Source organism: Variovorax robiniae, from assembly GCF_037889955.1.
Lineage (GTDB): Bacteria > Pseudomonadota > Gammaproteobacteria > Burkholderiales > Burkholderiaceae_C > Variovorax > Variovorax robiniae.
Window position 1 is genome coordinate 122,743 of sequence record NZ_JBBKZS010000010.1, and the last position, 20,482, is coordinate 143,224.

The 20,482-nt window shown below is 66.4% G+C and carries 15 protein-coding genes and 1 tRNA gene; 13 read left to right on the forward strand and 3 right to left on the reverse strand.

What is annotated here, in order from left to right:
* Positions 1-20: 20 nt before the first annotated feature.
* Genes WKW79_RS22440 through WKW79_RS22450 form a run of 3 tightly spaced genes read right to left on the reverse strand, consistent with a single transcriptional unit; the run spans position 21 to position 4,146 of the window.
* A complete protein-coding gene (locus tag WKW79_RS22440) occupies positions 21-1,112 on the reverse strand; it encodes an ABC transporter ATP-binding protein (protein ID WP_340337419.1) in 1,092 nt (363 codons plus the stop codon).
* Entirely contained in the window at positions 1,109-2,803 is a 1,695-nt protein-coding gene (locus tag WKW79_RS22445; RefSeq protein WP_340337504.1) for an ABC transporter permease, read from the reverse strand. Before WKW79_RS22445 ends, WKW79_RS22440 begins: the two co-directional genes overlap by 4 nt.
* Before the next feature lie 17 nt (positions 2,804-2,820).
* A complete protein-coding gene (locus WKW79_RS22450; protein ID WP_340337420.1) occupies positions 2,821-4,146 on the reverse strand; it encodes an ABC transporter substrate-binding protein in 1,326 nt (441 codons plus the stop codon).
* A gap of 99 nt (positions 4,147-4,245) precedes the next feature.
* Here WKW79_RS22450 and WKW79_RS22455 point away from each other — a divergent pair, with 99 nt between their 5' ends.
* From WKW79_RS22455 to WKW79_RS22515, 13 genes are all read left to right on the forward strand, one after another.
* Positions 4,246-5,163 (forward strand): alpha/beta fold hydrolase, encoded by a 918-nt coding sequence (locus WKW79_RS22455; RefSeq protein ID WP_340337421.1) that lies wholly within the window; start codon positions 4,246-4,248, stop codon positions 5,161-5,163.
* Positions 5,164-5,841: 678 nt separating this feature from the next.
* Positions 5,842-9,333, forward strand: a complete 3,492-nt coding sequence (locus tag WKW79_RS22460) for a response regulator (protein ID WP_340337422.1) — start codon at positions 5,842-5,844, stop codon at positions 9,331-9,333.
* A gap of 65 nt (positions 9,334-9,398) precedes the next feature.
* A complete protein-coding gene (locus WKW79_RS22465; RefSeq protein ID WP_340337505.1) occupies positions 9,399-10,181 on the forward strand; it encodes a CheR family methyltransferase in 783 nt (260 codons plus the stop codon).
* Positions 10,178-10,762, forward strand: coding sequence for a chemotaxis protein CheB (locus tag WKW79_RS22470; RefSeq protein ID WP_340337423.1), 585 nt, complete (start codon positions 10,178-10,180; stop codon positions 10,760-10,762). The genes WKW79_RS22465 and WKW79_RS22470 overlap by 4 nt, the downstream gene beginning before the upstream one ends.
* Positions 10,752-11,951 (forward strand): hybrid sensor histidine kinase/response regulator, encoded by a 1,200-nt coding sequence (locus tag WKW79_RS22475; RefSeq protein ID WP_340337424.1) that lies wholly within the window; start codon positions 10,752-10,754, stop codon positions 11,949-11,951. The genes WKW79_RS22470 and WKW79_RS22475 overlap by 11 nt, the downstream gene beginning before the upstream one ends.
* Positions 11,952-12,020: 69 nt before the next feature.
* Complete coding sequence (locus tag WKW79_RS22480) at positions 12,021-12,590, forward strand: ABC transporter ATP-binding protein (protein WP_340337425.1); 570 nt, start codon at positions 12,021-12,023, stop codon at positions 12,588-12,590.
* A gap of 223 nt (positions 12,591-12,813) precedes the next feature.
* A protein-coding gene (prfB, locus tag WKW79_RS22485) for a peptide chain release factor 2 (RefSeq protein ID WP_340337426.1) occupies positions 12,814-13,918 on the forward strand; the annotation gives its coding sequence in 2 pieces (ribosomal slippage) (positions 12,814-12,894 and positions 12,896-13,918; 1,104 coding nt in all).
* Positions 13,918-14,592 (forward strand): HAD family hydrolase, encoded by a 675-nt coding sequence (locus WKW79_RS22490; RefSeq protein ID WP_340337427.1) that lies wholly within the window; start codon positions 13,918-13,920, stop codon positions 14,590-14,592. The genes prfB and WKW79_RS22490 overlap by 1 nt, the downstream gene beginning before the upstream one ends.
* Entirely contained in the window at positions 14,579-17,263 is a 2,685-nt protein-coding gene (gene pepN / locus WKW79_RS22495) for an aminopeptidase N (protein ID WP_340337428.1), read from the forward strand. The genes WKW79_RS22490 and pepN overlap by 14 nt, the downstream gene beginning before the upstream one ends.
* An 18-nt stretch (positions 17,264-17,281) precedes the next feature.
* On the forward strand, positions 17,282-18,289 hold the full coding sequence (locus tag WKW79_RS22500; RefSeq protein ID WP_340337429.1) for a class 1 fructose-bisphosphatase: 1,008 nt from the start codon (positions 17,282-17,284) through the stop codon (positions 18,287-18,289).
* 10 nt (positions 18,290-18,299) lie between these two features.
* Positions 18,300-18,375: transfer RNA gene (locus WKW79_RS22505), tRNA-Thr, on the forward strand.
* Positions 18,376-18,490: 115 nt separating this feature from the next.
* Entirely contained in the window at positions 18,491-20,293 is a 1,803-nt protein-coding gene (locus WKW79_RS22510) for a hypothetical protein (protein WP_340337430.1), read from the forward strand.
* Complete coding sequence (locus tag WKW79_RS22515) at positions 20,290-20,436, forward strand: hypothetical protein (protein ID WP_340337431.1); 147 nt, start codon at positions 20,290-20,292, stop codon at positions 20,434-20,436. Before WKW79_RS22510 ends, WKW79_RS22515 begins: the two co-directional genes overlap by 4 nt.
* The last annotated feature ends 46 nt before the right edge of the window (positions 20,437-20,482 follow it).

Consider the following 20,482-nt stretch of genomic DNA (forward strand, 5'->3'; position numbering starts at 1 on the left):
CCGCGAACATGCCCGCGCGTTCAGGCCGCCAGAAACCTGACTTGGCGCGGGTCGATGCCGCATTGCACGGCGGCACCGGGCGCCAGCACCGGCTCGCCGGCGTAGTGCACCTGATCCGCCACCACCAGCGTCCGCCCCACACGCAGCTTGTAGCGAGACACCTCGCCCAGGAATTCGGTGCTCTCAACCACGCCTTCGAGCCACACGCGGGCGCTGTCGATGGCCGCGGTGCCGGCCGCCTGGAGGTGCACCTGGTGCGGCCGGAATGCCATCGCCGCCGGCCCTGCCGCGAGCGGTCCATCGTCAGGCCACGGAAGCCGCAACTCGCCGATACCCTCCGCATCAAAGCGCAGCACACCGCCCTCCTGCCCCGCGACGCGGCCTGCCAGCAGGTTCGCCGTTCCGACGAAGCCAGCCACGAAGCGATTCACCGGAAAGTCGAACAGGCTCGTCGCCGGCCCGGTCTGCTGCAGCACCCCTTTGTCGAGCACGGCCATGCGGTCGGCCGTGGTCATGGCCTCCTCCTGGTCGTGCGTGACGAAGATCGTCGTGAGGCCGAGCTTGCGCTGCAGGTGCTTCAGCTCGTCGCGCATCTGGACGCGCAGGTTCTTGTCGAGGTTGGAGAGCGGCTCGTCGAGCAGCAGCAGCCGCGGCTCGATGACGATCGTACGGGCCAGCGCCACGCGCTGCTGCTGGCCGCCGGAGAGTTGCCCGGGCCGGCGCTTGCCGTAGTCGCCGAGCCCCACCAGTTCCAGCGCCGCGCCGACCTTGCGCCGGATCGCATCACGCGTCTCGCGCCGCTCCACCAGCCCGAAGGCCACGTTGTCCCACACCGTCATGTGCGGCCACAGCGCATAGCTCTGGAACACCATGCCGATGTTGCGCGCATGCGGCGGTATGCGCGTGATGTCCTGCCCGTCGACCAGCAACTCGCCGCGCTGGTGCTGGCTGAAGCCCGCGATCAGGCGCAGCAGGGTCGACTTGCCCGAGCCCGACGGCCCGAGCAGCGCGAAGAACTCGCCGGGCTCGATCTTCAGGTTGATGTCGCGCAGCACTTCGGTCGTGCCGTAGCTCAGGCTGATGTGGCGCGCTTCCAGCGAGACCTTGTTCATGTCGCCGCCCTCCCAGGCGTTTGCGTGCTTTGGGCAAAGCGATGCGAGGCCCAGGTGCCGAGCGCGACCACCACCACCGCCAACACCGCCAGCGCCGCGCCGGGCCCGCGGCCCGACACGCTCTGCATGTAGAGGTAGATGCCGTAGCTCATCGGCGCCTGGCTTTCCGACGAACTCAGCACGATGGTTGCCGACAGCTCCACCGCCGCCGTGATGAAGCTCGTGACGAAGCCCGCCAGGATCCCGCCCGCCATCAGCGGCACCATCACGCGGCGCACCATGCGCCAGCGTGTCGCGCCCAGGCCCTGCGCCGCCTCTTCGAGCGAGATGTGCACCTGCTGCAGTGCAGCCATGCAGGCACGCAGCGCATAGGGCAAGCGCCGCACCGCATAGGCCAGCATGATCAGCACCCAGCTCGTGACGACGGGCGCATCGGTGAACGGCAGGTTCACGCCCTTGAACAGCCGCAGGTAGCCGATGGCCAGCACCAGGCCCGGGATGGCCAGCGCCATCGAGGCCAGGTGATCAAGCCAGCGCCGCGCCGGCAAGGTCGTGCGCAGGATCAGCCACGCGATGGCCGTGCCGATCACCACATCGAGCCCCGCGGCCAGCAGGCAGTACAACATCGTGTTGCCGATCATCTGGCGCGAGTTCTCGAGCACGTTGACGTAGTGGTCGAAGGTGTACGCGTCCGGCAGCACCGAGAAGCTCCACACCTTGGCAAAGGACATCAGCAGGATGCCGAGGTGCGGCGCCAGCACGACGAACAGCACGGCCGCGATCCAGCCGTAGGCCAGCACCCGCTCCCATCCCGCGAGGCGTCGACGCTGCAGGGAACCACCGCCCTTCTGCAGCGTGGCGTAGTCCCTGTTGCGGGTCACGTGGCCGGCCATCCACAGCGCAAGGATCGAGAAGCCGATCATCAGCACGCTGGTCACGTAGCCCAGCGGATCGTCGATGCCGACCGAGGTGATGCGCAGGTACGCCTGCGGCGCCAGCATGTTGGTCACGCCCATCACCAGCGGCGTGCCGAGGTCGTCGAACACCTTCACGAACACCAGCGCCGCGCCGGCGAGGTAGCCCGGCATCGCCAGCGGAAAGATGATGCGGCGGAACAGCCTGAAGCCGCGCGCGCCGAGGTTCAATGCGGACTCCTCCATCGCGGCGTCGATGTTGCGCATCGCCGCAACGAGGTTGAGCAGGATGAACGGGAAGTAATGGATGCTCTCGACGAAGGTCACGCCGACCAGGCCGTCCATGATCGGCACCTTGAAGCCCAGCCAGTCGTCCAGCAGCAGGTTCACGGAGCCGTTGCGCCCGAAGATCAGTTGCAGCGCCACCGCGCCCACGAAGGGCGGCATGACCAGCGGCAGCACACCCAGTGTCTGGATCAGCAGCGCGCCGCGGAACTCGAAGCGCACCGTGAGATAGGCCAGCGGCACCGCGATCAGCGATGCGAAGAACACGCTGGCCAGGGAGACCCAAAGGCTGTTGAAGAAGGACTCGCGAAACACGCTCTGGCCGAAGAAAGTGCCGAAGTGGCCGAGCGTGAGGCCGCCTGTTTCATCGACGAAGGCCGTGTAGATGACCAGCCCGACCGGGATCAGCAGGAACAGGACGAGGAAGGAAACGATGGCCGCGGCTACCGCCCATGCGCCCCACCCTGCACCCGCCTTGCGGGAACGCGGCACCGCCGCGACGGCTGCGCTCACCGGGTCAGCGCCGCGGCCTGGTTGGCCAGTTCAGTGGCCTTGGCGTAGTTGGCCTTGGCCTTCGAGGCCCAGAGTTCTTCCTGGCCGGTCAGTTGCTTCGACACCGCCACGTCGCGCCGGTTCTTGCGGAACAGTTCGAGGAACTGCTCGTTCTTCACGTTGTCCTGCCCGACCAGCGGCGAGTACGCAAAGCCACGCGCCTGCTTCAGCAAATCGGCGGCCTGCGGATTGGGCTTGGCCTTGAGCTTCTGCTCCGCGTCGTGGATCGCCTTGGTGGCGGCCTGCAGTTCCTTGAGCCGGAAGGTCACCATCTGGTCGAACAGGCTCACCACCACCTGGTAGCGCGACTCGGACAGGTCGGAATCGAACTGCACCTTGGCCCGCTTGGCCACGGCCTGCACGTCGGGGTAGCCGGCCGGCACCTTGAGGTCGGCGTAGGGGAGGACCGGCAGGCGGCTGATCTTCGGATCGAACAACAGTTGCTGCCCTTCCTTCGACAAGGTGTAGGCGATGAACTTCTTCGCCTCGTCCACGTTCTTGCCGCCCGTCACCAGGCCGATGTTGGCGGGCACGACGGCCGTCACGCTCGGGTACGCGAACTCGACCGGGAACCCGGAGTACTTGCCCGCCAGGCCGAAGAAGTCGATCACCATGCCGATGCCGTACTGCCCGCTGTTCACGCCGTCGGGCACGCCGAAGCTGCGGTCGGTGATGGCGGCGCAGTTGCCCATGATCTCGAGCAGTTGCGTCCAGCCCTTGTCCCAGCCTTCGCCTTGCAGCATGGTCTCCACGGTCAGGTGCGTGGTGCCCGACCGGGAGGGCGAGGAGATCGCGACGTGACCGAAGTATTCGGGCCGGGCCAGGTCGCTCCACTCCTTGGGCGCGGGCAGCTTGTTGGCCTGCAGGTAGCGCGTGTTCCACATCATCCCGTAGCCGGCCAGCGCCTGGCCGTAGTAGAGGCCTTGCGGGTCATTGATGGGGTAGTTGCCGATCTTCGCCGGCACATGCGGGTTCTTCACCTCGGGCGCGGCGGTCAGCAGCTTGTCGCGCGCCAGCACCTCGAAGGCATCGGGCGCCGAGGCCCACATCACATCCGGCCGCTGGCCCGGTGAGAGTTCCTTGATGTAGGCGATGGCCGCGGTCGTGTTCTTGTTCAGCACTTCGAGCTTGATGCCCGCGTTGGCCGCCTCGAAGCCCTTCTTGTAGGCGTCGGTGAGTTCCTTGGGAAAGGACGTGACCACCGTCACCGTGCCGGCCTGTGCCGCGCTCCAGCACAGCAGCAGGCTGGCGGCAAGCAGGTGAAGGATGGGGGTGCGTTGCATGCGTGACTCCAGGTGACGGATGGGACGGGTGTCACTCTAGCGTCGCCGTGTCGCGCGCGGCTCCGGCTTATCCCTTGGGCGCTGCTTATGATCGGCCGCATGTACCAGCCCCGCCGTCCTGCCCGCAGCGAATTCGTCCCCGTGCGCGGGCTCCAATATCACGTGTTGCATTGGGGCGAACCCAAGCCGGGGCAGGCGCCGCTGGTGCTGCTGCATGGCTGGATGGACGTGGCCGCGTCGTATCAGTTCGTGGTCGACGCACTCGACGACGAGCGCCATGTGATCGCGCCCGACTGGCGCGGCTTCGGCCTCACCGAGGCGCCCGGCATCGACAACTACTGGATCGCCGACTACATGGCCGATCTCGACTGGTTGCTCGACCACTACGCGGGCGAGTCCCCGGTCGACATCGTGGGTCACAGCATGGGCGGCAACGTGCTCATGCAGTACGCCGGCGTGCGGCCGCAGCGCGTGCGGCGCGTGGTCAATCTCGAAGGCTTCGGCATGCCGGCCGCGAAGGCCGACGATGCACCGGCGCGCTACGGCAAGTGGATGGACGAGATCAAGCGCATGCATCGGGGCGAGCTGGACCTGCATCCCTACACCTCGCTCTCCGGCGTGGCACGTCGGCTCATGAAGACCAACCCGCGCCTCACGACCGACAAGGCGCACTGGCTGGCCAGCCAATGGGCACGCGAGACCACCCTGCCCGACGGCCGCCCGCAGTGGCAGATCCGCGGCGAGCCGGGCCACAAGATCACCAGCGCGCAGAACTACCGGCTCGATGAAGTGCTCGCGATGTACCGCCGCATCACGGCGCCGGTGCTCGCAGTCATTGCCGACGGCAACAGTCTCGGCGGCTGGTGGAAGGACCGCTACACGCTCAACGACTATCACGAGCGGCTCAAGTCCGTGCCCGATGCGCGCGTGGCGATGGTGGCGGATGCGGGGCACATGCTGCACCACGACCAGCCCGAGCGGGTGGCCTCGCTGATCGGCGAGTTCCTGGCGGGCTGACGACATCCGCCGCACGGCGCGGCGTTTCAGTGGCAGGGGGCGCGGCGGTGGGCGGCGTGCGGTACGCGCCGTGCGCCTTCACTGTGCCGGCCGCTTCGCGGCTCCCCTGCAGTGCTCGCGTCTGGCGGGGTCCACATGAACTCGCTTCGCTCAAACAGCATGTGGCCCTGATCCGCCAGACGCTGCGCGCTTCGGCGGCACAGAGGCGGCGCCCGACGCGCACCGCACACCACCCACCGCCGTGGACGAGCTTTGGCTTTGCTCCCTCTCCCTCTGGGAGAGGGCCGGGGTGAGGGCAGCCCTTCCCAAAGGACGCTGCGTCCGATCACCCCAAGCCCGGTATGCGGTGCGGGACGGTCGATCCCTTCTGCGGCGCTGAGGAGCGGAGCTTTTGCCGGATCAGGGCCACATGCTGTTTGAGCCTAAGGCGAGTTCATGTGGACCCCGGCAAAGGCGAGCACCGCAAGGAAGCCCCGAAGGGGCCGCTGCAGTAGGGTCGTCCGGCACGCACCGCATGCCGGGCGCTCTCACCAAAGGGAACGAACCACAACGCCCGCCATCCCGCACGGGGTCGGGTTTTTCCCCTCCCGAATCGCTCCGCAATGCGCGGCCTTCTCCGACACGGCGAGCGGGCGCGCTCGGGCAGACTCGTCCGGTTTTGCCCAACCCGCCTTGCCCATGAATCGCTCCACCCTCATCGACAACCAGGCCTTCCAGCGCGTGCTGAGCCGCAACGTCAAGTTGCCTCTGATCGCGGGCCTCGTGGGGGCGGTGATCTTCGCGGGGCTCATCTTCTATCTGCTGTCCGTGATCGCCTGGGTGGAGCACACCGACCAGGTCACGCGCAACGCAACCGAGGCGCAGCGCCTGTCGGTGGACATGGAGTCCAGCATGCGCGGCTTCCTGATCAGCGGGGACAACCGCTTCCTGGAGCCCTACGAGGCAGCGCAGTCGCGCATCGAAGGCCGGCTGTCAGCCCTGCGTACCATGGTCGCGGACAACCAGCAGCAGGTACAGCGCATCGACCGGATCATGGCGGCGCAGAAAAGCTGGCTCGCCTATGCCAGTGAACTGATCGCCGCACGCCGGCAAGACGAGGACTACCGCAAGGCCGTCGTGGCCGGGCGCGGCCGGGCCCTCAGCGAGATCATGCGCGACGAGTACACGGGCTTCCTCGACACCGAGCAGACCCTGCGCTTCCAGCGCAACAACACCGCCAACAACACCAGCATGCTGGTGGTCGGCTCGTACGTGTTGTTCAGCTTGTTGCTGACCGGCCTGCTGGCCTACTTCGGTCGCCGCCAGCTCACGCAGTTGTCGGGCAGCTACGAGGCGGCCCTGGCCGAGCAGAGCGCACATGCGGATGTGCTGAACCAGCAGGCCTGGCTGCGCAGTGCGCAGTCCGAACTGGCGGCGGAGCTGGTCGGCCAACTCAGCGCGCAGGAGCTGGGCCGCAAGGCGCTCGCCTTCTTCGGGCGCCACCTCGGCAGCGGCGTCGGCGCCCTGTATGTGCGGGAGCCGCATGGCCAACTGCGCCGCGTCGCGAGCTACGGGTTCTCCGCCGAGGCGGAGGCCAGCCCGCAGGTCTTCGCGCCGACGCAATCCCTGCTCGGCCAGGCCGCGACGGAGAAGCGCACGATGCTCGTGGAGCCGGTCACGGCCGACTACCTCAAGGTCAACTCCGGCCTCGGCGAGACCGCGCCGCGCGCCGCGTTCCTGCTGCCCGTGACCAACGAAGGCCAGGTCAACGGCGTGATCGAACTCGGGCTCATGAACCGGCCGAACGAGCGCGCCTCCTCGCTGCTCGACGCGGTGGCCGGCAACATCGGCAGCGCAGTCGCCGCGGCCCGCTATCGCGAGCAATTGCAGGACGCGCTGGCCGAGACGCAGCAGCTCAACGAGGAACTTCAGGTGCAGCAGGAGGAACTGCGCACCGCCAACGAAGAGCTGGAAGAACAGTCCCGCGTGTTGCGCCAGTCGCAGGCCACGCTGGAGAACCAGCAGGCCGAGCTGGAGCAGACCAACAGCCAGCTCTCCGAACGCACCGAGGCCCTGGACCAGCGCAATGCCGCCCTCAAGCGCGTGCAGCTGGACCTGGAAGACCGTGCCGAGGAACTGCAACGCGCCAGCCGCTACAAGTCGGAGTTCCTCGCCAACATGTCGCACGAGTTGCGCACGCCGCTCAACAGTGCGCTGATCCTGGCCAAACTGCTCGGCGACAACCCGCAGGGCAACCTGACGCTGGAGCAGGTGAAGTTCGCCGAGTCGATCTATTCATCGGGCAACGACCTGCTGGTGCTGATCAACGACATCCTCGACATTGCCAAGGTCGAGGCCGGCAAGCTCGACGTGGTGCCGGAACGCATCACGCTCGCGAGCCTGGCCCAGGGCCTGACGATGACCTTCACGCCGCTGGCGCAGAACAAGCACCTGGACTTCAAGCTCGACGTGGCGCCCGACGCGCCCGCCAGCCTGGTGAGCGACCGCCAGCGCGTGGAGCAGATCCTGAAGAACCTGATGTCGAACGCCGTCAAGTTCACCGACCGTGGCGCGGTGCGGCTGCACGTGATGCCGGGCGTTGAGGGCGGCGTGCGCTTTGCAGTCACCGATTCGGGCATCGGCATTGCGCCCGACCAGCAGGAGGTGATCTTCGAGGCCTTCCGCCAGGCCGACGGCACCACCAGCCGACGCTATGGCGGCACCGGCCTGGGGCTGTCGATTTCGCGCGACCTCACGCGGCTGCTCGGGGGGACGTTGAACGTCGAGAGCGTGCCCGGTGAAGGCAGCACCTTCACGCTGGAACTGCCGGCCGATGTCGCCAAGCCGCTGGCCACTTCGGGCCGCAAGGCCGAGCCCGTGCCCGTCTCGCGGGCCACGCCATCTCGGGCACTCCAGATCCCGCCCGCCAAGCCGGTGTCATCGCCCACCGTGCCCGCGCCCGAGATCCCGCAATTCACCGACGACCGCGAACTGCCGCCCGACCCGTCGCGCCGCGTGCTCGTCATCGAGGACGAGCCGCAGTTCGCCCACATCCTCTACGACCTGGCGCACGAACTGGGCTATCGCTGCCTGGTCGCGCACGGTGCGGTGGACGGCTTCGAACTCGCCACGCAGTTCGTGCCCGACGCGATCCTGCTCGACATGCGCCTGCCCGACAGCCCCGGCCTGCAGGTCCTGCAGCACCTCAAGGACGACCCGCGCACACGTCACATCCCGGTGCACGTGGTGTCGGCGCACGACCAGGCCGAGGCCGCGTTGCACATGGGCGCGATCGGCTACGCGCTCAAGCCCACCACGCGCGACCAGCTGAAGAACGTGTTCCTCAAGCTCGAGGAGAAGCTCGCCCAGAAGGTCAAGCAGGTGCTGGTGGTGGAAGACGACGACCTGCAGCGCGACAGTGTGATCCGCCTTATCGCCGACGAGGACGTGGCCATCACCGCCGTGGCCACCGGCGAGGAAGCGCTGGTGTTGCTGCGCCAGCGCGTCTTCGACTGCATGATCACCGACCTCAAGCTGCCCGACCTGCAGGGCAGCGAGTTGCTGCAGCGCATGGCCTCCGAAGAGATCGTCTCGTTCCCACCGGTCATCGTCTACACCGGCCGCAACCTGACGCGCGACGAGGAAGCCGAACTGCTGCGCTATTCGCGCTCCATCATCATCAAGGGCGCGCGTTCCCCGGAGCGGCTGCTCGACGAGGTCACGCTGTTCCTGCACAAGGTCGAGTCGAAGCTGTCGAGCGAGCGCCAGACCATGCTGAAGACCGCGCGCGGACGCGACCGCGTCTTCGAGGGCCGCCGCATCCTGCTGGTGGACGACGACGTGCGCAACATCTTCGCGCTGACCAGTGCGCTGGAGCAACGCGGCGCCGTGGTCGAGATCGGTCGCAACGGCGTGGAGGCACTCGACAAGCTCGACCGCGTACCCGACATCGACCTCGTTCTGATGGACGTGATGATGCCGGAGATGGACGGCCTCGAAGCCACGCGCCGCCTGCGTCGCGACACGCGCTTCCAGAAGCTGCCCGTCATCGCCGTCACCGCCAAGGCGATGAAGGACGACCAGGAGCAATGCATCGCCGCGGGCGCGAGCGACTACCTGGCCAAGCCGGTCGACCTGGACCGCCTCTTCTCGCTCCTGCGCGTGTGGATGCCCAAGATGGAGCGCCTGTGACGCAGCCAGCGGCGTCCCCGAAGGCGCAGCCACCCGACAACACCGCCATCGAGCTGCGGCTGTTGATGGAGGCGATCTACCTCAAATACAACCACGACTTCCGCGACTACACCGGCGCCTCGCAGAAGCGCCGCGTGCTCTATGCGCTGGACCAACTCGACCTGCCGACCATCTCGGCGCTCCAGGAGAAGGTGCTGCGCGACCCGGCCCTGTTCGCACAACTGTTGCAGTACCTCACCATCCCGGTCAGCGAGATGTTCCGCGACCCGGGCTACTTCCTCGCGCTGCGCCGGCAGGTGGTGCCTGTCCTGCAGACTTATGCGTCGATCAAGGTGTGGGTGGCCGGATGCAGCACCGGCGAGGAGGTCTATTCGCTGGCCATCCTGCTGCGCGAGGAAGGCCTGCTGGAGCGCGCGCTGATCTACGCGACCGATATCAACCCCACCTCGCTCGACAAGGCGCGCCAGGGCATCTTCCCGCTCGAGGCAGTGCGCGGCTTCACCGCCAACTACCAGCGCGCCGGCGGCCAGTGCGCCTTCTCCGACTACTACACCGCGGCCTACGACGCGGCCCGCTTCGACCCGAGCCTGCGCGCCAACGTGATCTTTGCCGACCACAGCCTGGCCACCGACAGCGTGTTCGCGGAGACGCAACTGGTGTCCTGCCGCAACGTGCTGATCTACTTCAACCGGCAGCTGCAGGACCGCGCGCTCGGCCTGTTCCACGAGTCGCTGTGCCATCGCGGCTTCCTCGGCTTGGGCAGCAAGGAGAGCATCGACTTCTCCGCGTATGCCGAACGCTTCAGCCCGCTGTCGCCGGTCGAGCGCATCTACAGGAAGGCGCAATGAGCGGCCGCAGCTTCGAAGCCATCGTGATCGGTGCCTCGGCCGGCGGCGTCGACGCGCTGATGCTGCTGCTGGCCGACCTGCCCGCCGGCTGGCGCATTCCGCTGGTGGCGCTGCTGCACCTGCCCGAAAGCCATGAAAGCCGCCTGCCGGAAGTGTTCCGCCCGCGCGTGCCCATCGACGTCCGCGAGGCGCGCGACAAGGCGCCCGTTGCATCCGGCACGCTGTACTTCGCGGCGCCCGGCTATCACCTCTCCATCGAGCGGGAGCGCTGCTTCTCGCTGAGCTGCGAGCCGCCGCTGCACTGGTCTCGTCCTTCCATCGACGTGCTGATGGGCTCGGCCGCCGATGCCTATGGCCCTGCCCTCGCCGGCCTGCTGCTGACCGGCGCCAACGAGGACGGCGCCGACGGCCTCGCGCTGATCCATCGCGCCGGCGGCCTCACCGCCGTGCAGGACCCCGACGAGGCCCAGGTGCCCACCATGCCCCGTGCCGCGCTCGCGCGGCACCGGCCCGACCACGTGCTTCCTCTGCGCCAACTGCGCGACCTGCTGCTGAAACTGGATTCCGCCCATGCCTCTTGAACACGAAAGCAAGCTGTTGCTCGTCGACGACTTGCCCGAGAACCTGCTGGCGCTCGACGCCCTGGTCCGCGGCGAGGGGCGCACGGTGTTCCAGGCGACCTCCGCCGATGCCGCATTGGCGCTGATGCTGGAGCACGAGTTCGCGCTGGCGATCCTCGACGTGCAGATGCCCGGCATGAACGGCTTCGAGCTGGCCGAGCTGATGCGCGGCACCGAGCGCACGCGCCACATCCCGATCATCTTCGTGAGCGCCGCCGGCAGCGAGCTCAACTACGCCTTCAAGGGCTATGAGAGCGGCGCGGTCGACTTCCTGCAGAAGCCCCTCGACGGCCATGTGGTGCAGAGCAAGGTCAGCGTCTTCGTCGACCTGTATCGCCACCGCAAGGCGCTGCGGCGTGAGATGGACGCGCTGGCCGCGTCGCATCGGCAGACCGAGCAGTTGGTGAAGCAACTGCAGACCGCGCAATGCGAACTGGAGCGCGCCGTGCGCATGCGCGACGACTTCATGTCGATGGTCTCGCACGAGTTGCGCACGCCGCTCAACACGCTCTACCTGGAGACGCAGGTGCGCAAGCTGCACCTCTCGCGCGGCAACAGCGCGCCCTTCCAGGTCGAGCGCCTGCCGGCCATGATCGAGCGCGACCAGCGCCAGATCCAGAACATGGTGCGGCTGATCGACGACATGCTCGACGTGTCGCGCTTGCGCAGCGGCAGCCTGTCGATGGCGCCGAAGCATGTCGACGCCTCCGTCCTCGCGCGTCGTGTCGTCGAGAGCCTGGCGCAGCAGGCCGAGGCCGCGGGCTGCAGCATCACCCTGGACGCGCCCGCTCCGGTCGAAGGCGCATGGGACGAATTCCGCATCGAACAGGTGCTGACCAACCTGCTGACCAACGCCATGCGCTACGGCGCCGGCAAGCCGATCGGCGTGACGGTGGCGCAATTCGAAGGGGACGCGCATGTCCGGGTATGCGACAACGGCATCGGTATTGCGCCGGGCGACCAGGAGCGCATCTTCGGCCAGTTCGAACGCGCCGAGGCGGGCCGCAATCAGGCGCCCGGCCTGGGCCTCGGCCTGTACATCGCGCAGCAGATCGTGCGGGCCCACGGGGGACGGATCAGGGTCGACAGCGCACCCGGCGAGGGCGCCTGCTTCACCGTGGTGCTGCCGCGCGTTCCGCTGGGCGGGTAGTCCCGCGGAAAGCGCCCCGGCGCATTGGCCGACAATCTCCGGTTTCGAAAATATCGACCGAGGATGCCAATGCACAACAAATCGAAAAGACTGGGGGGAATCGCGCTCGCCCTTGGCTGCCTGGCCGCGCCGTCCGCGTGGGCCCAGGATGCTTCCGCCGCGACGCCTGCCGCTGCGCCCGCCGCCGCTCCCGCTGCTGCGCCCACCGCTTCCAGCGCCTTCCCGACACTCAAGGACGGTGCCAAGTGGGAATTCACCTTCTCGCCGTACAGCTACCACTTCAACAGCGATCCGGAACACAAGAACGTCTGGCTGGTCGGGCTGGCGCGCCTGCAGGCCGACGGCCAGATCTGGGGCTTTGCCGCCTTCACCAACTCCTTCGGCCAGCCTTCGGCGTACGCCTACTACGGCCACATCTGGGAAAACCTGTTCGACCAGCCCAAGCTCTACGTCAAGCTGACCGCCGGCATCCTGTACGGCTACAAGGGCAAGTACAAGGACAAGGTGCCGTACAACCACAACGGCTGGTCGCCGGGCCTCATTCCGTCCATCGGCTGGCGCTTCACGCCCAACGATGCGTTCGAACTGGCCACGCTGGGCACCGCTGGCGTCAGCTTCATGTACAACCGCAGGTTCTAGGCCCACCCCCGCAGCGCCTGCGGCGCACCCCCTCGAGGGGGCGCACCCAGCGGCCCGGCAAAGCCGGATCCGCGGGTGCTCCCGAACAGGCATCTCGTTGCTTGCCCTGGTTTCATGTGCGGCTCGCTTGCGCCCTTTAGTCTGGACGGTCATTCCAGCGTGAGAAAATAGCCGGTTGCCTCCCGGTCACGCCGGGCCACCGAACACACGAGCAGGACACATCATGGACGCAGAACAAATCAACCTCATCGGCACCAACCTGGCGGACCTGAGCGCCCGCACGGTCGAGTTACGGGGGTATCTTTGACTACGATGCCAAAGCTGAACGACTGAGGACGGTCAACGCATCGCTGGAAGACCCGACGGTCTGGAACGACCCGAAGAAGGCCCAGGAGCTGGGTCGCGAGAAGAAGTCGCTCGACGACGTGGTGGACACCATCACCAAGCTCACGAGCGAGCTCGCCGACAACACCGAGCTGTATGAAATGTCGAAGGCCGATGGCGACCTCGACGGCCTGCAGGCCATCTCGGACGACGCGGCCAAACTGGAAGAGCTGATCAAGCAGCTCGAATTCCGCCGCATGTTCAACAACCCGGCCGACCCGCTCAACGCCTTCCTGGACATCCAGGCCGGCGCCGGCGGCACGGAGGCCTGCGACTGGGCCAGCATGCTGCTGCGCCAGTACCTGAAGTACGCCGAGCGCAAGGGCTTCAAGACCACCATCGAGGACGAGTCGCCCGGCGACACGGCCGGTATCAAGGGCGCGACCATCAAGATCGAGGGCGACTATGCCTTCGGCCTGCTGCGCACCGAAACCGGCGTGCACCGCCTGGTGCGCAAGTCGCCCTTCGATTCCTCGGGCGGCCGCCACACCAGCTTCGCCAGCATCTTCGTGTACCCGGAAATCGACGACTCGATCGAGATCGAGATCAACCCGTCCGACGTGCGCACCGACACCTTCCGCGCCAGCGGCGCCGGCGGCCAGCACATCAACAAGACCGACTCGGCCGTGCGCCTGACGCACATCCCGACCGGCATCGTGGTGCAGTGCCAGGACGGCCGCAGCCAGCACAGCAACCGCGACGTGGCCTGGAAGCGCCTGCGCTCGCGCCTGTACGACCACGAGATGCGCAAGCGCCAGGAAGAACAGCAGAAGCTGGAAGACTCCAAGACCGACGTGGGCTGGGGCCACCAGATCCGCAGCTACGTGCTGGACAACAGCCGCATCAAGGACCTGCGCACCAACGTCGAAATCTCGGCCACGCAGAAGGTGCTGGACGGCGACCTCGACGCCTTCATCGAAGCGTCCCTGAAGCAAGGCGTCTGATGAAGGTCGAAGCCCTGATCTTCGACATGGACGGCACCATGATCGACTCCATGCCCTGGCATGCGAAGTCGTGGGTGGTGTTCGCGCGCAACCACAAGCTCACCATCGACGTGAGCGACCTGCTTGCGCGCACCACCGGCCGCACCGGCGTCGAATGCATGCGCGTGCTGTTCGACGACCGCGTGCTGAGCGATGCCGAATGCGAGGCGCTGGTGCATGAGAAGGAAACGATCTACCGCGACCTGTTCCATGACAACTTCACGGAGGTCGCGGGCTTCACCGCCTTTGCCAAGGCCGCCGTCGCGCGCGGCCTGAAGATCGCCGTCGGCACCGCCGGCGACAAGCACAACATCGAGTTCGCCATGTCGCGCCTGAAGATGGACCCACTGCCGCTGGCCATCGTCGGCGGCGACGAAGGATTGACCGGCAAGCCGACGCCGGCCATCTTCCTGGAGGCCGCGCGCCGCATCGGAGCCGATCCGGCCCGCTGCATCGTTTTCGAAGATGCGCCCTTCGGCATCGAGGCCGCGCGTCGCGGCGGCATGCGCGCCGTGGCCGTCTGCAGCACCCACACAGCCCAAGAGCTGGCCGGCCCGCACGTGATCGCGGCCGTCAAGGACTACGAAGAACTCGCTCATTCAAATTTTCTGGAGACACTCGATGCAACTGCGTGATGCACAACCCGTGGCGGTTCGTCGCGAAGACTACGCCGCGCCGGCGTGGTGGATCGACACGGTCGACCTCACCTTCGACCTGGACCCAGCCAAGACCCGCGTGCTCAACCGCATGCGGATGCGCCGCAACATGGACGTTCCGGCCCAGCCCCTGCGCCTGGACGGCGGCGAACTGAACCTGGCCCGCGTGCTCGTCGACGGCCAGGGCGCGTCCTTCCGCATGGAAGGCGACCAACTGGTGATCGACACCCTGCCCGACAATTTCGAGCTGGAACTCTTCACCACCTGCTGCCCGAGCAAGAACACCAAGCTCATGGGCTTGTTCGTGAGCGAGGACACTTTCTTCACGCAGTGCGAGGCCGAGGGCTTCCGCCGCATCACCTACTTCCTCGACCGTCCGGACGTGATGGCGAGCTACCAGGTCACGCTGCGCGCCAACAAGTCGCTCTACCCGGTGCTGCTGTCCAACGGCAACCTGGTCGACCACGGCGACTTGCCCGAAGGTCGCCACTTCGCGAAGTGGGTCGACCCGTTCAAGAAGCCCAGCTACCTGTTCGCCCTCGTGGCCGGCAAGCTGGTCGCGCGTGAGCAGCGCATCAAGGCACGCAACGGCAAGGAGCACCTGTTGCAGGTCTACGTGCGCGCCGGCGACCTCGACAAGACCGAGCATGCGATGAACTCGCTGATCCATTCGGTCGCCTGGGACGAAGCCCGATTCGGCCTGCCGCTGGATCTGGACCGCTTCATGATCGTCGCCACCAGCGACTTCAACGCGGGCGCGATGGAGAACAAGGGCCTGAACATCTTCAACACGAAGTACGTTCTGGCGAACCAGGCCACGGCCACCGATGCCGACTACAGCAACATCGAAAGCGTGGTCGGGCACGAGTACTTCCACAACTGGTCGGGTGACCGCGTCACCTGCCGCGACTGGTTCCAGCTCTCGCTGAAGGAAGGCCTGACCGTCTTCCGCGACCAGGAGTTCTCGCAAGACCTCTGTGCCGATGCCTCGGCCCGCGCCGTCAAGCGCATCGAGGACGTGCGCGTGCTGCGCACCGCCCAGTTCCCCGAGGACGCGGGCCCTATGGCCCACCCGGTGCGGCCCGACAGCTACATCGAGATCAGCAACTTCTACACCGTCACCATCTACGAGAAGGGTGCCGAGGTGGTGCGCATGATGCAGACGCTGGTCGGCCGCAAGGGCTTCGAGAAGGGCATCACGCTCTACTTCGAACGCCATGACGGCGATGCCGTGACCTGCGACGACTTCGCGCAGGCCATCGCCGATGCCAACCCCGAGTCCGAGCTGGCCGCCCTGCTGCCGCAGTTCAAGCGCTGGTATTCGCAAGCCGGCACGCCGCGCGTGACGGCGCGTGGCCGCTACGACGCCGCCGCGCGCACCTACACGCTGGACTTTTCGCAGAGCTGTCCGCCCACGCCCGGCCAGGCGGTCAAGGAACCCTTCGTGATCCCGATCTCGCTGGGCCTGCTCGCCCAGGACGGCCGTGAACTGCCGCTGCACCTGCAGGGCGACGAAGACGCTTCCACCGCGCAGTCGCACACGATGGTGCTCACGCAAGCGCACGAAAGCATCACCTTCAACAACATCGACAGCCAGCCGGTGCCCTCGATCCTGCGCGGCTTCAGCGCACCGGTGGTGCTGGACTTCGACTACACCGATGGCGAGTTGCTCATCCTGCTGGCCAACGACCCGGATCCGTTCAACCGCTGGGAGGCGGGCCAGCGCCTGGCCATGCGCCGTGCGCTCGCAGCCATCACCGGCCCGGCCGCCGATGCAGCGGGCCTGGACGAGGCCTACATCAACGCCATGCGCGGCGTGCTGCGCGACCCGAAGCTGGATTCGGCCTTCAAGGAACTGGTGCTCACGCTGCCTTCGGAAACCTACATCTCCGAGCAGCTCGACGTGGTCGACCCGCAGCGCGTGCATGCCGTGCATGAAGCGATGCGCGCACAACTCGCCACCGCCCTGTTCAGCGACTGGGAATGGGCCTACGAGCAGAACCAGGACACCGGCGCCTACAGCCCCGATCCGCTGTCTTCCGGCCGCCGCGCGCTGTCCGGCCTGGCGCTGGACAACCTGTGCCTGGCCGCCCGTGCATCGGGCGACACCGTGTGGCCCGGCAAGACGCTGCAGCGCTTCAAGGACGCGGGCAACATGACCGACCGCTTCAATGCGCTGTATGCGCTGGTGTCGTCCAGCCATCCGCTGGCGCAACAGGCACTGGCGCGCTTTCACGCGCTCTTCAAGGACGAGGCACTGGTCATCGACAAGTGGTTCTCGCTGCAGGCCGGCGCGCCAGACCGCGGCGGCGACGTGCTGCCGCTGGTCAAGCAGTTGATGAAGCATCCGGACTTCTCGCTCAAGAACCCGAACCGCGCACGCAGCGTGATCTTCAGCTACTGCAGCGCCAACCCCGGCGCCTTCCACCGCGCCGACGCCGCCGGCTACGTCTGGTGGAGCGACCGCGTGATCGAGCTCGACCCGATCAACCCGCAAGTCGCCGCACGCCTGGCCCGAGCGCTGGACCGCTGGAGCAAGCTCGCGGAACCGTACCGCAGTGCCGCCCGCGAAGCCATCGCGCGCGTTGCCGCGCGGCCCGACCTTTCCAAGGACACCCAAGAGGTTGTCAGCCGCGCCCTGGCCGGCTGATCGCAACACAGGACATCCATGCCACAGAACATTTCACTGACCCGCTACCTCGTCGAGCAGCAACGCGTCGACGGCAAGATCCCCTCCCAACTGCGCCTGCTGCTCGAAGTGGTCGCCCGCGCCTGCAAGAGCATCAGCCAGGCCGTCAACAAGGGCGCGCTCGGCGGCGTGCTCGGCACGGCGGACACCGAGAACGTGCAGGGTGAGGTCCAGAAGAAGCTGGACATCATCGCCAACGAGGTGCTGATCGAGGCCAACGAATGGGGCGGCCACCTGGCGGCCATGGCCAGCGAGGAAATGGACACCATTCACCTGGTGCCGAATCGCTATCCGCAGGGCGAATACCTGCTGCTGTTCGATCCGCTCGACGGCTCGTCGAACATCGACGTGAACGTCAGCATCGGCACCATCTTCAGCGTGCTGAAGAAGCCCGAAGGCCAGGCCGGCGTGCAGGAGTCCGACTTCCTCCAGGCGGGCAACAAGCAGGTGGCAGCCGGCTACTGCATCTACGGCCCGCAGACCACGCTGGTGCTGACCGTGGGCGACGGCGTCGCGATGTTCACGCTGGACCGCGAGCAGGGCTCCTTCATCCTGACGCAGGAGAACCTGACGATCCCGCCGGACACGAAGGAATTCGCGATCAACATGAGCAACAAGCGCCACTGGGCGCCGCCGGTGACGCGCTACATCGACGAGTGCCTGGAAGGCAAGGAAGGCCCGCGCGGCAAGGACTTCAACATGCGCTGGATCGCCAGCATGGTGACCGACGTGCACCGCATCCTGATGCGCGGCGGCATCTTCATGTACCCCTGGGACAAGCGCGAGCCCGAGAAGGCCGGCAAGCTGCGCCTGATGTACGAGGCCAACCCGATGAGCTGGCTGGTCGAGCAGGCCGGCGGCATGGCCACCAACGGCCGCCAGCGCATCCTCGATCTGGAGCCGGGGAAGCTTCATGAACGCGTCGCTGTTGTTCTGGGCTCAAAAAATGAAGTCGAGCGCGTGACTCGGTACCACGACACGCTATAATGGAAGGCTAGCCGGTGTAGCTCAGTCGGTAGAGCAGCTCATTCGTAATGAGAAGGTCGGGTGTTCGATTCATCTCTCCGGCACCAATTGAAAGCCCCTGACTGTCATGGTCAGGGGCTTTTTCTTTGGCGCCCGTGCGGCCGCGTGTTGCGTCGCGCCGGCATGCCGTAGCATGGCCCGTTGTTTCATCCCTGCTGAACCATGAAGGTCATCGCGATTGCCACAGCCGACTTCCTCCCGTACGTTCGGCGCCTGGTGCTCTCCCTCCAGAAATCGAGCACGGATTTCGATCTCACCGTGTACTGCGACTCCGCCGATGCCTTTGCTGCATTGCGCAATTCGAAAGGTTGTTCCTTCCAGACACTGAGCGAGATTCGGTCGCTCGGCGTCAAGCGCGCGAAATTCACCGCTTACGCCCGCGCGCTGGCCGACTACGGGGATTGCGTCTACCTTGACGCCGACATCATTGCATTGGGGGATCTCGGCGGATTGTCGGTACCGGGCCGCTTCGCCGGCTGCGCCGATGACCTGTCGGCCTGCACCTTCATCGAAGACAAGCGGCACCCATGGCCGGGCGACCCTTCGCTGGTCAATGAGGCGTACGTCAATTCAGGCGTCCTGCACCTGCCCCTCGCGCTCAGGGACTTCTTTGAGCACATGAGGGCGCTGAGCCTTTCGGATGCCAGCTGGGAGCGCCACATCTTCCCGGGCATGCTTTACGACAATCACTTCCTCTGCGCGCACCTCAACCGCGAGAAGATCCCGGTCGCCCTGCTCGACGAGCGTCGATACAACTGGCAAGGCTTCCGGCAAGACGGCGTGTTGCAGGTCGCTCGAATGGGCAATGCACTGATCAACAGGACCTCCGGAGAGCCGCTTTCGCTGGTTCACTTCGCCGGGGTCAGGGACATCGACGATCTGCTCTGCACCTTGCCGGTAGATGTTTCCTCCTTGCTCTGCGAGGTCAGCAGCGAAGGCGTGAGTTCACCCAGGCATGAGTTCACCCGATTCCAGGCAGCCCTGGGCAAGCAGTTCCAGGCGCCGTTGGCGGACGACTTCGTCATGCAGGTGTACCAACGATTTCGCCACGAACTGCTGCAAGTGGCCGATGGCGACTGGCAGCAGCGCGACTTTTGCGGAAAGGAGAGCTATCTCTCCGACGCGTCGAGCATGCTGTCCCTCGCGTACTCCCGCCCCAACACCAACACGCTGTGGTCGGGCCTGAAGTGCGGCGGCGCGTACCTGACCGGCGACGAGTACAACTACCTCGAGCGCTTGTTGCATCACGCAAATATCAGGACCGCCCTCGAGACGGGCGCCGGCGAGACCTCGCTCCTGCTGCGCCGCAATGACATCGATGCCGTCGCGCTGGAGGCCAACCAGGGGCCTTGGCTGGACCGGGCGCTGGCGGCGGGGTGCAAGGCGTTTCACGTGCCGTTCTCGAACGAAAGCGGTTTCGACGCCGAGGGCCTCAAGGCCGCGCTACAAGACATGCCGAAGCAGGTCGACCTGGTTTTCATCGACTCGCCCATCGGAAGCGTCGCACGGCGCCGCGCCGCCTCCCAGATCCTCAGAGAGGTCTCCGCGAGGTTCGTGCTATTTCATGATGCCTGTCGCGATGCGGACAACCTCTTCAGGGTTCAAGCCGAGCATGGCCTGCGTTTGGTCGACTACTACCCGTCCGCACGCGGAATGGTGCTGTTCGCCTTCGACGGGATTGTGCAGGCACCTGTGCCTGCCGAAGCGCTGGAGGTTGTGTTGCGTGACGCGACGTGCGCGATCTCGATCCTGGCGTGCCCCGACAGGGCGGCCGTCGGCGCAGGCATCTCGCTCACGGTCGAGCTTCGCAACCTGTCTTCACAAGTCTTTTCCAGCCAAGCCCCGCGCCCACGCGCATTGCCTATCACTGGATGGACGAGAACGGCGCAGCCGTCGTCTGGGATGGCGACAGAACCCCGCTCCCCTTCACCCTCTACCCAGGCCACATGGCCACGTTCTCGATGACCGCCATCGCGCCAGCATCCGCGGGTGTGTTCAAGCTCCAGGCTGCGCTGGTGCAAGAGGGCGTGATGTGGGTTCCATCGGTCGATGAAAGCTCGACGACACGCGTCGTCACGATCGAGGATAGAGACATCACAACGGGCTGACAGACTTGGACGCGAGGCTCGTGTCTCCACAAAGCGCGCAGCCCCC

Excerpts from the sequence above, each read along its gene's own strand:
- WKW79_RS22440 (WP_340337419.1), bottom strand. The coding sequence starts at position 1,112 with ATGAACAAGGTCTCGCTGGAAGCGCGCCACATCAGCCTGAGCTACGGC.
- WKW79_RS22450 (WP_340337420.1), bottom strand. The coding sequence starts at position 4,146 with ATGCAACGCACCCCCATCCTTCACCTGCTTGCCGCCAGCCTGCTGCTG.
- WKW79_RS22455 (WP_340337421.1), top strand. The coding sequence starts at position 4,246 with ATGTACCAGCCCCGCCGTCCTGCCCGCAGCGAATTCGTCCCCGTGCGC.
- WKW79_RS22460 (WP_340337422.1), top strand. The coding sequence starts at position 5,842 with ATGAATCGCTCCACCCTCATCGACAACCAGGCCTTCCAGCGCGTGCTG.
- WKW79_RS22465 (WP_340337505.1), top strand. The coding sequence starts at position 9,399 with ATGGAGGCGATCTACCTCAAATACAACCACGACTTCCGCGACTACACC.
- WKW79_RS22470 (WP_340337423.1), top strand. The coding sequence starts at position 10,178 with ATGAGCGGCCGCAGCTTCGAAGCCATCGTGATCGGTGCCTCGGCCGGC.
- WKW79_RS22475 (WP_340337424.1), top strand. The coding sequence starts at position 10,752 with ATGCCTCTTGAACACGAAAGCAAGCTGTTGCTCGTCGACGACTTGCCC.
- WKW79_RS22480 (WP_340337425.1), top strand. The coding sequence starts at position 12,021 with ATGCACAACAAATCGAAAAGACTGGGGGGAATCGCGCTCGCCCTTGGC.
- WKW79_RS22490 (WP_340337427.1), top strand. The coding sequence starts at position 13,918 with ATGAAGGTCGAAGCCCTGATCTTCGACATGGACGGCACCATGATCGAC.
- pepN (WP_340337428.1), top strand. The coding sequence starts at position 14,579 with ATGCAACTGCGTGATGCACAACCCGTGGCGGTTCGTCGCGAAGACTAC.
- WKW79_RS22500 (WP_340337429.1), top strand. The coding sequence starts at position 17,282 with ATGCCACAGAACATTTCACTGACCCGCTACCTCGTCGAGCAGCAACGC.
- WKW79_RS22510 (WP_340337430.1), top strand. The coding sequence starts at position 18,491 with ATGAAGGTCATCGCGATTGCCACAGCCGACTTCCTCCCGTACGTTCGG.
- WKW79_RS22515 (WP_340337431.1), top strand. The coding sequence starts at position 20,290 with ATGACCGCCATCGCGCCAGCATCCGCGGGTGTGTTCAAGCTCCAGGCT.